The following is a 14,165-nucleotide window of genomic DNA, read 5'->3' on the forward strand; positions in this document are numbered from 1 at the left end:
CTCCACGAGCCCTTTTATTTAATAAAACTAGTAATCACTCCACCAATAATGACACAAATCATTCCGATGGTAATGTAAACAAGTTCTTTTTTCGTCTTACGTTCATGAAGAAAGATAATGCCACCAAAGGTTGAAATTACCACACACATCTGTGAAATAGTAAATCCAGTTGCGACACCATTTAATTCAGTGGAAATCAAATAGGTTAAGGCACCAAAGCCAAATAAAAACCCACTTACAATGTTTTTGTAAGTTGCCGCTTGTTTAAAGGGATTCACTTTTGTCCTGAATGAGGTGAAGGCTACAAAGACGGTTCCCATAATAACCATCCCAATGGTTTGAGGTAAGAAAGCCGACCAACCGTTGGTGTTAGCTAACTTCGGAAATGATGAATAACCCATATAACCAAAAGTTCCAATTACTAACACCAAAATTCCCCTTCGAATACTTGCCCTTTGTTGCTCTGCTTGAGTCTGAGGTTCAGATGTCCCATCTTTTTTAGTGGTTAATAACACCCCAATGATAATCAAAAGAATGGAACCAAACCCAGCTATCTTCGGGATTAATCCAGCCCACTCACCAAAGACAATGACACCAACTATAGAATTACCAATCAGTTGCAAGCCCGTTGAGACCGGCATGGTTAGTGATACTCCCATCATTGCAAAAGCTGTATACTGAGTGAATTGTCCAAGTGCCCAAGCCATTCCTGACAGCAAACACAACCAAAACACTTTTGAAGTGATCGTCGGTTGCTTAATGAGATAAACAACAACCGCGATTATAATGGCTCCATATGTAGTTCCCATTAACTGGTTAATGGGTTTCCCACCCATTTTTCCAGTTGAAATTGGCAGAACTCCCCAAGCAATTGCAGGCAGCAATGCAATTAAAATATTCAAACCTGATTCCTCCATTTAATAAAGATTTTTATCACAAACTGCAATACATTCAGTGTACTATTTCATCAATTAATTGAATACCATCATTAGCAAAATAAAAAGAGACATTTAAAATGTCTCTTTTTATTTGTGATCTTTAATTTAAGCAAAACTAGTAATGATACCACCAAGAATGACACAAATCATTCCAAGGGTAACAAAGACCAATTCCTTCTTTGTCTTACGTTCATGGAGAATCACAATGCCACCAAAGGTTGAAATTACCACACACATCTGTGAAATGGTAAATCCAGTTGCGACTCCGTTTAATTCAGTTGAAATTAAGTAGAAGAAAGCACCAAATCCGAATAAGAAACCAGTAATGATGTTTTTGTAAGAAACGGCTTGCTTAAAGGGATTAACCTTTGTTTTGTATGCACTAATAATAACAAAGATGGTACCCATAATAACCATCCCAATGGTCTGGGGTAAAAATGCTGACCAACCGTTAGTATTGGCAACCCTTGGAAAGTCCGAGTAACCAATGTATCCAAACATCCCAATTACCAAAAGAATTAGTCCGTTACGGGTGTGCTGAGCGGCATTTTCTTCCGCTGTCTTCGGTTCATTATTGCCATTATCTTTTAAGGTTGTAAGTAAAACACCAACAATAATTAGAATAATGGATCCAAACCCAGCCAACTTTGGAATCAATCCGGCCCATTCACCAAAGAAGATTACTCCGGTAACTGAAGTACCAACCAACTGCAAACCAGTTGAGATCGGCATGGTTCTCGATACCCCAATTTGAGTAAAGGCCATGTACTGAGTCATTTGACCCACAGCCCAAGCCATTCCAGAAAGTAAACACCACCAAAAGTCTTGCATGGTAATAACCGGTTGCTTAAAAATAAACACAAGTATGGCAATAATTAATGCACCATATGTAGTTCCCATCAATTGATTGATTGGCTTTCCACCAATTAAGCCAGTCGCAATAGGAAGAAACCCCCAACCTAGCGCTGGGAGTAAAGCAATCAAAATATTCAACGTAAATTCCCCCTAAATGTAAGTTTCTTTAACACACATATTATAATCGTGTATGAATGCAAAAATCAATCAATTAATTGTCACAATAGGAATTATGCCAACAAAAAACACTTCATCATACAATGAAGTGTCAAATAAGTGACCCCACTCAGACTCGAACTGAGATCGACCGCTTAGGAGGCGGTTGCCCTATCCAGTTGTGCTATGGGGCCAAAACCATCTATTATTCTCTCACTAATAAAATATTTAGTAAAGAAGCAACTAATGATGGTTTTTATGATTACTTGGTTTTCCCTTATTTTTTTGTTTTCGTTTGCGATGCTTATTCTTTTTGGGCTTCAGTTGGCTTTTTGCACTAATCTGCTTTTTTTTGATTTCCGACTGCTGCTTAATTTCTTTTTGATGGGCTAACTGCGAATCATCAATGTGATCAACAATTTCCCCATTAAAATAATAAATGGGTTTTAAATCATACTCACTATCTTCCAAAACATGTTTCAAATCCCGCAGATCATGGTCATCCCCAAAATTAATTACTAAGCCAGGTTCACCCATCCGTCCGGTTCGTCCCACTCGATGAATATAAACGTTCTTTTCGCTAGGCAAATCGTAATTAATGACCGCTGGCAATTTAGCAATATCAAGACCACGAGCCGCCACATCAGTCGTTAACAAGAGCTTAATTCGACCTAATCGAAAATCATCTAAAGCCTTTTTTCGACTCTGTTTATTTTCACCAGAGGTTAACTTTTGAACCCTAGAATTGCCTTCATGCTTAAAAAAGTTATAAGCCCGATTAAGGGTTTCCGTCTGGTTAAAAAATACCAAAGCTTTAAAACCCTGCATTTTAGAAAGACGATTCAACATTTCATTTCGCTTGGCACGTGAGATCTGAAATAGTCCGTGGGTTACTTTTCCCCTCGTCTTATCAACATCTCGGACATCAATAATATCGGCATCCTTGCCCATTTTTTCCTTTAGATGATACAAAACATCGGTAGCTGTAGCGGAAAAGTATGCTACTTGAGCATCCCTTGGAACTGAGGCAACAATGTTTTTGACCTGCTCCAGTGAAGTATCATTTAACAAGTCGTCGGCTTCATCAATAACTACTGTGTCAACCTCACTTACCTTTAATTTTCGTTCGTTAATCAAACTGAGAATCCGTCCAGGTGTTCCAACCACAATCTCAGGATGCTTTTTCAGCTGTTCTTGCTGCCGTTTTACGTTTGCTCCACCAATTAGTGGCAATATTTTAACTTTAAAAGCGACTGCCCAGTCTCGAATTACGTTTGCAACTTGCATCGCTAATTCTTGGGTGGGCTCAATTACTATTACCTGAGTTCCACTACCAGGCATTGAATTGGCTAAGATTGGCATCGTAAAAGCTACGGTCTTTCCAGATCCAGTTGGAGAAAGAGCAACGATGTCATTTTCTCCCTCAATCATTGGTTGGTAAACTGCCTTCTGAATCGGAGTTTGTTCCTGATATCCTAATTTTTCAAAACGTTTTACAAATTGTTCCAGCACGTTACTCTCCTATTTTAAGTATTCAATTCCAGCACTATCAGCAAGTCGACCCATTAAAGCATTAACTTTTTGCATGACGTTCAATCCATCGACATACTGGTCCTCATAAACTGGATTCCCTGGATGATTAATTATCTCAGCGAAATCATTTGCTTCAGGAATCATGGGATTATCGGTATATGCTGGTGCAATTTGACTTTCTCTTCCCTCGTTCATCAATTTGGCCTCAGTAAAATCACCAGCACTATCAATTAAGATGGTTTGTCTTCCACAATAGATCTCTGATTGCTGATAGGAAGTCGTCACTTTACTAAAGTTAAGGGTGACGTTAAAGGTGCCATAGTTCAATACCGCAACTCCACCACCATCTGCTCCAGTGGAAATAAACTTAGGATAATACATTTGGGTGCGTGGCAAACCAAACAATGCCACCGTGTCATAAACAGGATACACACCCAAGTCTTCGAGTGCTCCACCACCAAATTTCAGGTTGAAAACATTTGGAATTTCACCATTTAGAACCTTATCATACCGTGATGAATACTTACTGTAAGTGAATTCTGCCCCGTCAATTTCAATATCATCAATTTGATCTTGAACGGCTTTAAAAGCTGGCATATGAACATTGCGAGCAGCTTCCATCAAACGTGCCTTGGGATGCTTCTTTAAAGTATCCATTGCAGATTGAAATTGATAAGGTCCAATAAAGGCTGGCTTCTCTACGATGACATTTTTATCATGTTTAAGTGCCGCGATTACCTGCTGATAATGAATGGCATTCGGTGAAGCAATATAAACCGTATCAAATTTATTTGATTCAAAAAAAACTTGAAGATCATCAAATAAGTTATCACAGTCATTCGGCTGAGCAAACTGACGTGCTGTATCTAATTTTCTTGAATAAACGGCATTTAACTTATATTTTCCCGTGCTAGCCGCAGCATCAATAAATTTTTGGGTGATCCAATTGGTTCCAATTACTCCTAAATTAATCATTAAAGTTCTCCCATTGCATTTCTTCGTTATTCATTATATTTACCTGACCAAGGTACTGATTCCATTGCTTTTGATTCCCATTAAAAGCCACTGAATCAAAACTGCCCCTTTGGCCATCAATCGTTAAATGATCAGATGAATCCATGTTAACAAACCGGACATGTGCATCCTTTGAATCGTCCTCACTATTTAACCAAAAAGCTGTATGGGGAATGGACTTAAATTCCTGGTACATCCCCTCATTAGTATTAATAATAACAGGTCGACTGTATCTTCGGTACAAAAATTGCACTAACTCATTAATTCGCTGTTTTTGTTGCTTGAAATTGACGTTCTTTTCACTGTACGGATAATAATACTGGACTTGAATCACGATGGGTAAAGTCCCCGTATTGTCCTTAACTTGGGTTACGAAGTTATTTTCTTGGTCTTTAATACTACTTTTAAATCCATAAGTATGATAGACACCGATTTTTAAACCCGATCCTTGACTCCGATTGTAGTTATTATCAAAGTTATCATCTGCAAAGCTAGCTCCCTGAGTTGAGCGAATGTATACGAACTTCTGGTCCTTTTGTTTCAGGGCAGTAAAATCAACGTAACCATCATCTTGATCAATCATGACACCTTGAACGGGATATCTCCTTAACAACATCTCACGGTTATGATTCTTATTGATGAAGTACATCCCAACGGAGAGAATGATAACTAACACCAAAGTGATCCCCAGTCCAATTAAACCCCATTTGGTTAACTTCTCTTTTCTTATTTTTTTTCGAAGGTCAGCCCGATTAATCTCAGCCATTTGTACTCCCAGATCAATTCTTATGATTAGTATAATTACAGTTTAATATTATCACTATTTACCGATATTCGCTTGAATTCAAACGTTGATTTCAATATAATGAAAGCGTTATAGGTAGTATAATTTTTTTACTCGATCACTTGATAAAGTTGGCACAGAATCCGCCACAAAGTGTATCAACTAGCATGGAAGGGAAAGATTATAATGGAAAACGTAATTGGTGTCGACATTGGAACTACAAGTGTCAAGACCGTCTTATACGATGAGAAAGGTAAAGTTAAGGGTTATTCAAACGACGGATATACTTTGTATCAAGATACTGCAGATATGGCCGAAGAAGATCCCGAGGAAATTTTTTCTGCGATGATTCAAGGTTTACAGAATGTCCTCAAAAAAGTTGATCCTAAAAAGGACACACTAAAAGGGATTTCGTACTCATGTGCAATGCATAGTTTAATTTTATTGGATGAAAATCACAAACCATTAACTCGTGCAATTACCTGGGCCGATAATCGTGCCGTTGATTATTCAGAGGAATTAAAAAAGAATGGCATTGGGATGGAATTATATAAAAAGACTGGTGTTCCCACTCATCCAATGAGTCCACTCGTTAAATCCATCTGGCTCAGAAATGAAAAGCCTGAATTATTCAAGAAAGCTCGTTATTTTGTTGGTGTTAAAGAATACATCAACTACAAGTTATTTGGTGTTTTAAAGGAAGACTATTCAATTGCTAACGCAACTGGATTATTTAATATTTTTGACATGGACTGGGACGATGAAGCTTTAAAGGTCGCAGGAATCAAACGTGACCAACTCCCAGAATTAGTTGATACCACCTACCAACTTAAGGGCCTCAACGAAAAATACGCTCAAATGATTGGGATCGATAAAGATACTCCATTTGTAATTGGAGCTTCCGATGGTCCATTAGCTAACTTAGGTGTTGATGCTATCAAACCTGGAGTTGTTGCCGTCACCATTGGTACATCTGGTGCCGTTCGGGTTGTCACTGATAAGCCAAGAATTGATCCTAAAGGAAGAGTCTTTTGTTACTACCTTGCTAAGAACATGTGGGTAGTTGGCGGACCCGTTAATAACGGTGGAATTGTCTTCCGTTGGGTTCGTGATCAGTTGTGCTTACCAGAAAAAGTTACTGCTGAACAAATGAACATTGACGCTTACGATCTTTTGACTGAAATTGCTTCTAAGATTCCAGCCGGATCAGAAGGATTAATCTTCTTACCATTCTTAGGTGGTGAAAGAGCCCCAATTTGGGATGCTGATGCACGTGGAACCTACTTTGGCTTGACCAGAAAACACACCCGCGCTCATATGATTAGAGCAGCTCTTGAAGGGATTGTTTACAACCTCTACACGGTTATGTTGGCCCTTGAAGAAGTGGTTGGTGAGCCAAAGAGTATTCAAGCAACTGGTGGATTTGCTCGTTCAGAGTTATGGCGTCAAATGTTAGCTGACATCTTTGAACAAGATGTTAACATTCCCGAAAGTTTTGAAGGGACTGCCCTTGGTGCCGCTACCCTTGGAATGTACAGTCTTGGCATGATTAACAGTCTTTATGATGTTAGCCAATTTGTTGGTGTTACTAACACTCACAAGCCAAATCCAAAGAATTACAAAGCTTACCGTGAATTAATTCCAATTTACATTCGATTAAGTCGTCACCTTCAACCAGAATACAAGAACATCGCTAACTATCAGCGTGAACATGAAAATGATTGGAAAACTGGTCCTAAAGACGAAGACTAATTAAAAATTATTGAAGCATCCTTTTTGGATGCTTTTTTATTTCTCTTTATGTACTGACTTCAATATAACTGCATGATATAATTAATCATTACGCAAAAAGGAGTGAAGCATATGCCTCAGAGCAACTTAAAGAAAAACATTGGAATTGGTGCAGCTCTCTCAACCGTCATGGGAACCGTAATTGGAGCAGGAGTCTTCTTCAAAACCGCTAGTGTAGTAGCGAATACTCATTCAGTCACTCTCACAATTCTAGCTTGGATCATTGGTGGACTATTAACCATTTGTGGTGGACTAACCGTTTCAGAGTTAGCCGCTGCCATTCCCAAAACTGGTGGAACCATTCAATACTTAAAGTACACTTATGGGCCTCTAACCGGTTTCTTACTAGGATGGGCCGAAATGCTAGTCTATTTTCCAGCCAACCTAGCTGCCCTCTCGATTGTCTTTTCCACCCAACTCATTAATCTGTTTCACCTATCAGCTTCTTTATCAATTACCATTGCAATCATTTGTGCTTTGAGCATTACGGTAATTAACCTCTTAGGTTCTAAAATAGCGGGAAGTGTTCAATCGCTAACTCTAATTGTTAAATTGATTCCGATTTTCATCATTGTAATTGCCGGTTTACTCCTACCTGGCCACGTTGATGTCTCATTCTGGCCGCCAATGCCAAGCAATGGATCTGGCAATTTACTAACCGCGTTTGGTGGTGGACTACTAGCTACCATGTTTGCTTATGATGGTTGGATCAACATCGGAAGTATCGCCGGAGAAATGAAAAATCCCCAAAAAGATCTACCTAAAGCAATCATTTTGGGACTAACGTTCATCATGATTATCTACGTTTTAGTTAACTGGGTCTTTTTGAAAAATATGCCTTTGAATCAAATTGCTGGTAACCAAAACACCGCTTATGAAGTTGCCATGAAATTATTTGGTGGAATTGGTGGAAAATTAGTTACAATTGGAATTTTAATTTCTGTTTATGGTGCCATGAACGGCTACATTCTAACGGGAATTCGAGTCCCATACGCAATGGCAAAAGACGATCAACTCCCATTTAGTAAGTACTTTGCTCGACTATCTAAGCACACGGCAGCACCATATGTCTCAGGATTATTCATGTTTGCTGTGGCGGTAGTCATGATTTTCATGGGCAGTTTCGACATGCTAACCGATATGTTAGTGTTCGTGATGTGGATCTTTAATTGCCTCTTGTTCGTCGCTTTGTTTATCCTCAGAAAACGAGAACCTGAATTAGTTCGTCCATACAAAGTTCCCTGGTATCCAGTGGTCCCAATTATCGCTCTTGTTGGTGGTGTATTTATCTTAATCTCAACGATTCTTACCCAAACCACTTTAGCCATTATTGGAATTATTGCTACTCTGATAGGTATTCCCATCTATTATGGACACAAGATGATGAAAAAAACTTCAACTGAAAAGTAAAAAAAATAATCTAGGAAAAATTTTCCTAGATTATTTTTTATTTACCTCGTTCTAATACAGTCACGCTTTCAACGTGAGGTGTCTGTGGAAACTGATCAACTGGTTGAACGGGTTGTTTAATCTCATAACCACCATCGATCAATGCCTGACAGTCTCTTACCAGAGTAGCAGGATTACACGATACGTAAACCAGTCGCTCTGGCTTCATTTCTAAGACGCTTTCGATAAAAGTAGGGTCAATTCCCTTGCGTGGAGGATCAACTACTACAACGTTTGGTCTAATCCCCTCGTCAGCCCACTTCTTCATTTGATCTTCTGCCTTAGCAATCACAAAGGTAGCATTATCAATCTGATTCAATTTAGCATTCTTTCTAGCATCCTCGATTGCCTCAGAAACAACGTCTACCCCATAAACATGCTTCACCTTAGGTGCCATGGCCAAGGAAATGGTTCCAATCCCACAATAAGCATCAACAACTACGTCATCTTTTGATAACTGGGCTTTGTCAATGGCTAATGAGTAGAGCTTTTCGGTTTGAATTGGATTAACTTGATAAAATGACATTGGTGAAATCAAGAATTTGGTATCTAATAATTCATCTTCAATGTAAGCTTTTCCTGCCAACAAAACATTCTTATCCCCCATCAAACGATTTCCGTGGGAATCATTAACGTTCTGGATTAGGCTATCCAAGTCTGGTAGTTTGCTTTGAATTGCTTTAATAATGTCTTCTTTATGAGGAAGGTTCTTACCATTAGTAACTAAAACGACCATCATTTCATGAGTAGCTCGTCCATAGCGAACCATGATATTTCGAATGCAGCCCTTATGAGTAACTTCATTGTACGCACTGACATGATAATCTCTTAAAATATCACGAACTTTAATAATGGCCTCATCGATATGCGGATCCTGAATGTAAAAGTCCTCAATTGGAATTAAATCATGACTATGGCGGCGATAGAAACCAGTTTCCAACTTACCATTAATTTTTCGAACCGGGATCTGAGCCTTATTACGATACTTCGATGGATTATCCATTCCAATCGTTGGAGACACTTGAACGTCCAGATGAGCCTTGTTAAATAACTCTTTAATCTGATGTTGTTTAAACTCTAACTGTTTAGGATAAGCAAGATGTTGTAATGGCGCAATCCCAGACTGTGTAAAGCGTCGATCAATTGCCTGAACTCGATCTGGACTAGCTTTAATGATCTTTTCCAATTTTCCAAAGGCAAAATTTTTCTTAACTTTAAGAACCTTCACTTGGACTCTTTCCCCTGGTAGAGCATCTTCAATAAAAATAGGAAAATCAGAAACCTTAGCGACTCCCATCCCTTGATAAGTTAGATCGATCACATCGACTTCTAATTCCTCATTTTTCTGTACTGGTGCTTCCTTTTTAATCCTCATCTGTTCTCCTTAATAAAAAGTTTTGCCGAATCCCGGCAAAACTTATTTTTCACTATCTGATGGAAGTTCATCAACCTTTTTGACAAACTTCTTTTCAGCATTTTTTACCTGAGGAGCCACACTAGATGACTCACTAATGTCGTCCGTCTTAAGATTAGAGTAAATACTAATCCGTTGCTTTAAATCAACAAACTTCATCGGTGCATCTCCACCATACTCTCCATCAAGGTTAATCTGAAGACGACTTTCATCTTCAGGAAATGCTTCAAACGTATTGGTCTTCTTGTATATGATTCTTGGATCATCAATGTGCCGACCACCATTAAAAGCTTTCGCAATTAGTTGTAACATCTCAACTAAATTACCAGTTTTAACAATGATCATGGTAAATTTACCATCATCCATGGCAGCATTGGGGACAATTTGTTCGAAACCGCCCACTGAATTAGTCATAGCTAAAAAAAACATTGATGCTTTTCCACGATATTCTCCACCATCGTACTTTAAATGCATTGGAACTGGTTTAACGTTAGGCAGCATTTCTGCTCCCTTTACCAAGTATGCTAAATAACCAAAAATGGTTTTTAAATCAGACGGAACGTTATAAGTGAGTTCTGTCATAAAGCCACCAGCCGCAATGTTAATGAAATAATTAGTAATCTCATCATTGTAGGCCTTGCCAACATCCATTTTTGAAACGTTACCCTTAGTGATCACCCGAGCTGCTTCCACATAATCATCTCTTGGAATGTGTAATGCCCGTGCAAAATCATTGGTGGTTCCAGCTGGAATAATCCCTAATTCTGGTCGATAGTCAAGGGGAGCAATTCCATTAATTACTTCGTTAATGGTGCCATCTCCACCAGCCGCTACGATGAGGTCAAATCCTTCCTTTGAAGCACGGGTCGCTTCATCTCGAGCTGAATGTGGTTTTGGCGTAGTCGCAAAAGCACTGGCTTCATATCCACCATTTTCCAAAACATTTAAAATATTAACCAACTGCGGTTTTAACATTTCACGTCCAGACGTTGGATTGTAGATTACTCGTGCTTTTTTGACCATTCTTACCTCACCTTATTTATCTAAAGAACCTTTCAATAATTTGTTTACAACTTGCGGATTAGCTTGTCCATGCGTTTGCTTCATAATTTGTCCAACCAAGTACCCTACGGCACGATCCTTACCATTATGATAGTCATCAACAGATTGTTGATTATCATTTAAGACACCATCGATAATTGGTTGCAACTTTTTCGGATCAGATAATTGAACCAATCCCTTTTCTTCAACGAATTGCTTAGGGTCTTTCCCCTTCGTAACCGCCTTGAAAACTTTTTTGGCCATTTTACTTGAGATGGTATCATCCATGATCATTTTGATCATTGTTGCCATTGCTTCAGGAGTAATTTTAGTGTCTTCCAAATTAGTCTGATTATCATTTAAGTAAGCATTAACGTTATCCTGAAGGTAGTTAGCTGCTAACTTTGGATCAGCACCCAATTCAACCATTTTATCATAAAAATCAGACATTTCTTTCGTCTGAGTGATAACCATCGCATCGTAGTCAGTAATGCCAAGTTGATTAACGTAACGATCACGACGTTTGGCTGGCATCTCTGGCATTGAATCTTTTAATTCATCAATCCATTCATCCGAAATACTTAAAGTTGGTAAATCCGGTTCTGGGAAGTAACGATAATCATCTTTACCTTCCTTAACTCGCATTAACTCTGTTTTACCATTTGTTTCATCAAATCGTCTGGTCTCAGAATTAATCTCACCGCCAGCCATTAGAACCTGTTGTTGTCGTTGTTCTTCGTATTCAAGTGCTTTCTTTACGTAATTAAACGAATTCAGGTTCTTTAATTCGACTTTTTGACCTAATTTCTTACTTCCAATGGGACGAATTGAAACGTTAACGTCAACCCGCATTGATCCTTCTTCCATTTTCACATCAGAAATTCCCGTGAATTGGATTCGTTGTCTTAATCCTTCCAGATAATCATATGCTTGTTGGGGAGTAGACATATCTGGTTTTGAAACAATTTCAATTAAGGGAGTTCCCTGACGGTTCAGATCAACGTAAGAATATTTTTGTTCATGAGTATTCTTACCGGCATCTTCCTCAATGTGCATTTCTTCAATCCCAATTTTCTTCTTCCCATTCTTGGTATCAACCTCAATCCAACCATCTCTGGCAGTAGGCGTATCATTTTGAGTTACCTGGTAACCCTTGGGGTTATCGGGATAGAAGTAGTTTTTTCGATCAAAATGGGGATGTCTTTCAATCTTCGCATGTAAAGCCAAGGCTGCCGTAATTCCATCGGCAACCACTTGCTTGTTAACAACTGGAAGAGTTCCAGGGTAACCCCAATCAATCACGTTCGTATTACTATTTGGTTCATCCCCAAATTGGGCAGCTGATGGACTATAAATTTTTGAATTAGTTTTAAGTTCAATATGAACTTCTAGACCAATGGTAGTTTCAAAATTCATAATTATTTACCTCCCATCTTAGGTGTCTGTTTATGGAAATCAGTATTTTGTTCAAAAGCATATCCAGCTTTATAAATAGTACTTTCATCAAAGGGTTTCCCCATTAATTGCATTCCAATTGGTAAACTATTACTAAAACCAGCAATTTGTGACATCGCTGGAACCCCAGCCATGTTAGCAGGAATAGTTAAAATATCATTCATGTACATTTCAATTGGATCCTGATCTTCAACCCCAATGGTAAAGGCGGTAACTCGTGATGTTGGACTTAAAATTAAGTCATGGTCGGCAAAAACCTTTTTAAAATCATTAATGATCAAAGTCCGGATCTTAGCAGCTTGTTTGTAATACTTGTCAACGTTGTCGTATGAAAGAGATAGTGTACCTAGCATGATTCGACGCTTAACCTCATCGCCAAAACCTTCAGATCGGGATTTGATGTATAACTCATCTAATGTTTTTGCATCAGAAGCTCGATATCCATAACGGATTCCATCAAATCGCTCTAAGTTAGATGAAGCTTCGGCGGTCTGTAAAGCATTATATGCGGTAACCCCATACTTTGAATTAGGCATTGAGACCCAATCAACCTGAGCACCTAACTTTTTAAAGGTTTCAGCCGCATTTTGAATTGCCTCAGAAACATCTGGAGCTAGTTTATTGACGTATTCTTTAGGAATCCCGATTTTCATTCCCTTTACACCATCTTGAATGTGTTCGGTAAAATCAGGAACTTCCTTTTCAGAACTGGTAGAATCATGATCATCATGTCCCGAAATTGCATTTAACACTAACGCATTATCAAAAACATTTTTAGTTAAAGGACCAATTTGATCAAAACTAGATGCCATTGCGATCAATCCCCAACGAGAAACACGACCGTAAGTTGGCTTCATTCCTACAATCCCCGTGAAGGAAGCAGGTTGTCTGATTGAACCACCGGTATCCGATCCAAGTGCAACTGGAACCTCTCCAGAAGCAACCGCTGCAGCTGAGCCACCAGATGAACCACCGGGCACCTTACTGTAATCCCATGGATTATGGGTAGTTTTAAAAGCGGAGTTTTCGGTTGAACTTCCCATTGCAAACTCATCCATGTTGGTTTTCCCAACGTTAATTGATCCTAGGTCTGAAAGTTTTTTAGCTACCGTAGCATCATAAATTGAGGTGAAATTTTTCAACATGTTTGATGAAGCAGTGGTTGGCAGTTCTTTAGTAACGATGTTGTCCTTTAAAGCTAATGGAATTCCATCAAGGATATTATTAGCATCGATCCCACGTGCATCAACTGCTTTAGCATCTTCTACAGCCCGATCATTTAAGTTATTAAAAGCGTCAATCTCTTGATCGGTATCCTTAATGTTACTCAGAGTGCCCTTAACTAGATCAACAGCTGAAATTTCTTTGTTTACCAACATTTGATGAAGTGAGTTGAGGTCCTTGTTTAAATAATTCATTATTCATCCTCACTTTCATCAATAATTGCAGGAACTTTAATTAAACCATCAGAAGTATCAGGTGCATTCTTCAATAATGCATCTCGCTCGCCCCAATCCTCTGCGATATCTTTTCTAGTAACGTTAATTTGATCCGTTACGGTGTAGGTTGGCTCCACTCCAGTTGTATCCACCTTTTCCAGTGTATCCAACATTTTCAACAGATCATTTAATTGTTGGGTGAATTCAGGTAATTCTGCTTGCTTTAACTCAAGTTTAGCTAACCCAGCAATGTGTTGAGTTTGCTCTTCGGTAATTTTATCAGCCATTTTATCCCC

The 14,165-nt window shown here is 38.7% G+C and carries 12 protein-coding genes and 1 tRNA gene; 2 read left to right on the forward strand and 11 right to left on the reverse strand.

Annotated features, from left to right (window positions below; genetic code table 11):
* Positions 1-14: 14 nt before the first annotated feature.
* From LfDm3_RS04955 to LfDm3_RS04980, 6 genes are all read right to left on the reverse strand, one after another.
* On the reverse strand, positions 15-902 hold the full coding sequence (locus LfDm3_RS04955) for a GRP family sugar transporter (RefSeq protein ID WP_039144720.1): 888 nt from the start codon (positions 900-902) through the stop codon (positions 15-17).
* Positions 903-1,043: 141 nt separating this feature from the next.
* Entirely contained in the window at positions 1,044-1,931 is an 888-nt protein-coding gene (locus tag LfDm3_RS04960; protein ID WP_039144723.1) for a GRP family sugar transporter, read from the reverse strand.
* Positions 1,932-2,070: 139 nt separating this feature from the next.
* Positions 2,071-2,143 (reverse strand) — tRNA-Arg (locus tag LfDm3_RS04965).
* Between the two features lie 49 nt (positions 2,144-2,192).
* Positions 2,193-3,461 (reverse strand): DEAD/DEAH box helicase, encoded by a 1,269-nt coding sequence (locus tag LfDm3_RS04970; RefSeq protein WP_039144727.1) that lies wholly within the window; start codon positions 3,459-3,461, stop codon positions 2,193-2,195.
* A gap of 9 nt (positions 3,462-3,470) precedes the next feature.
* Positions 3,471-4,457 carry a Gfo/Idh/MocA family protein gene (locus tag LfDm3_RS04975; protein ID WP_039144730.1) on the reverse strand — a complete coding sequence of 329 codons (987 nt, stop codon included), beginning with the start codon at positions 4,455-4,457 and terminating at the stop codon, positions 3,471-3,473.
* Positions 4,450-5,262, reverse strand: coding sequence for a GH25 family lysozyme (locus tag LfDm3_RS04980; RefSeq protein ID WP_052236620.1), 813 nt, complete (start codon positions 5,260-5,262; stop codon positions 4,450-4,452). Before LfDm3_RS04980 ends, LfDm3_RS04975 begins: the two co-directional genes overlap by 8 nt.
* A gap of 204 nt (positions 5,263-5,466) precedes the next feature.
* Here LfDm3_RS04980 and gntK point away from each other — a divergent pair, with 204 nt between their 5' ends.
* Together gntK and LfDm3_RS04990 are read left to right on the forward strand one after the other, a co-directional pair.
* Complete coding sequence (gene gntK, locus LfDm3_RS04985; RefSeq protein WP_039144732.1) at positions 5,467-7,032, forward strand: gluconokinase; 1,566 nt, start codon at positions 5,467-5,469, stop codon at positions 7,030-7,032.
* A 111-nt stretch (positions 7,033-7,143) separates the two neighbouring features.
* Positions 7,144-8,481: an APC family permease gene (locus LfDm3_RS04990; protein WP_039144734.1), complete on the forward strand. Its 1,338-nt coding sequence runs from the start codon at positions 7,144-7,146 to the stop codon at positions 8,479-8,481.
* A 37-nt stretch (positions 8,482-8,518) separates the two neighbouring features.
* On the opposite strand, the gene rlmD is transcribed toward LfDm3_RS04990, so the two are convergent.
* Genes rlmD through gatC form a run of 5 tightly spaced genes read right to left on the reverse strand, consistent with a single transcriptional unit; the run spans position 8,519 to position 14,156 of the window.
* The gene (gene rlmD, locus LfDm3_RS04995; protein WP_191978925.1) at positions 8,519-9,895 is read right to left on the reverse strand and encodes a 23S rRNA (uracil(1939)-C(5))-methyltransferase RlmD; all 1,377 of its coding nucleotides are present in this window, start codon (positions 9,893-9,895) and stop codon (positions 8,519-8,521) included.
* Between the two features lie 42 nt (positions 9,896-9,937).
* Entirely contained in the window at positions 9,938-10,957 is a 1,020-nt protein-coding gene (locus tag LfDm3_RS05000; RefSeq protein ID WP_010022773.1) for a diacylglycerol kinase, read from the reverse strand.
* Positions 10,958-10,969: 12 nt separating this feature from the next.
* Positions 10,970-12,391 carry an Asp-tRNA(Asn)/Glu-tRNA(Gln) amidotransferase subunit GatB gene (gene gatB, locus LfDm3_RS05005; protein ID WP_039144738.1) on the reverse strand — a complete coding sequence of 474 codons (1,422 nt, stop codon included), beginning with the start codon at positions 12,389-12,391 and terminating at the stop codon, positions 10,970-10,972.
* Positions 12,392-12,393: 2 nt separating this feature from the next.
* Positions 12,394-13,848, reverse strand: coding sequence for an Asp-tRNA(Asn)/Glu-tRNA(Gln) amidotransferase subunit GatA (gene gatA / locus LfDm3_RS05010; RefSeq protein ID WP_039144741.1), 1,455 nt, complete (start codon positions 13,846-13,848; stop codon positions 12,394-12,396).
* Positions 13,848-14,156 carry an Asp-tRNA(Asn)/Glu-tRNA(Gln) amidotransferase subunit GatC gene (gatC, locus tag LfDm3_RS05015; RefSeq protein WP_010022769.1) on the reverse strand — a complete coding sequence of 103 codons (309 nt, stop codon included), beginning with the start codon at positions 14,154-14,156 and terminating at the stop codon, positions 13,848-13,850. Before gatC ends, gatA begins: the two co-directional genes overlap by 1 nt.
* Positions 14,157-14,165: the final 9 nt, after the last annotated feature.

It is taken from the genome of Fructilactobacillus fructivorans (genome assembly GCF_000814735.1).
Taxonomy (GTDB): Bacteria; Bacillota; Bacilli; order Lactobacillales; family Lactobacillaceae; genus Fructilactobacillus; species Fructilactobacillus fructivorans.

Excerpts from the sequence above, each read along its gene's own strand:
- gatA (WP_039144741.1), bottom strand. The coding sequence starts at position 13,848 with ATGAATTATTTAAACAAGGACCTCAACTCACTTCATCAAATGTTGGTA.
- gatC (WP_010022769.1), bottom strand. The coding sequence starts at position 14,156 with ATGGCTGATAAAATTACCGAAGAGCAAACTCAACACATTGCTGGGTTA.
- LfDm3_RS04975 (WP_039144730.1), bottom strand. The coding sequence starts at position 4,457 with ATGATTAATTTAGGAGTAATTGGAACCAATTGGATCACCCAAAAATTT.
- gatB (WP_039144738.1), bottom strand. The coding sequence starts at position 12,391 with ATGAATTTTGAAACTACCATTGGTCTAGAAGTTCATATTGAACTTAAA.
- rlmD (WP_191978925.1), bottom strand. The coding sequence starts at position 9,895 with ATGAGGATTAAAAAGGAAGCACCAGTACAGAAAAATGAGGAATTAGAA.
- LfDm3_RS04990 (WP_039144734.1), top strand. The coding sequence starts at position 7,144 with ATGCCTCAGAGCAACTTAAAGAAAAACATTGGAATTGGTGCAGCTCTC.
- gntK (WP_039144732.1), top strand. The coding sequence starts at position 5,467 with ATGGAAAACGTAATTGGTGTCGACATTGGAACTACAAGTGTCAAGACC.
- LfDm3_RS04980 (WP_052236620.1), bottom strand. The coding sequence starts at position 5,262 with ATGGCTGAGATTAATCGGGCTGACCTTCGAAAAAAAATAAGAAAAGAG.
- LfDm3_RS05000 (WP_010022773.1), bottom strand. The coding sequence starts at position 10,957 with ATGGTCAAAAAAGCACGAGTAATCTACAATCCAACGTCTGGACGTGAA.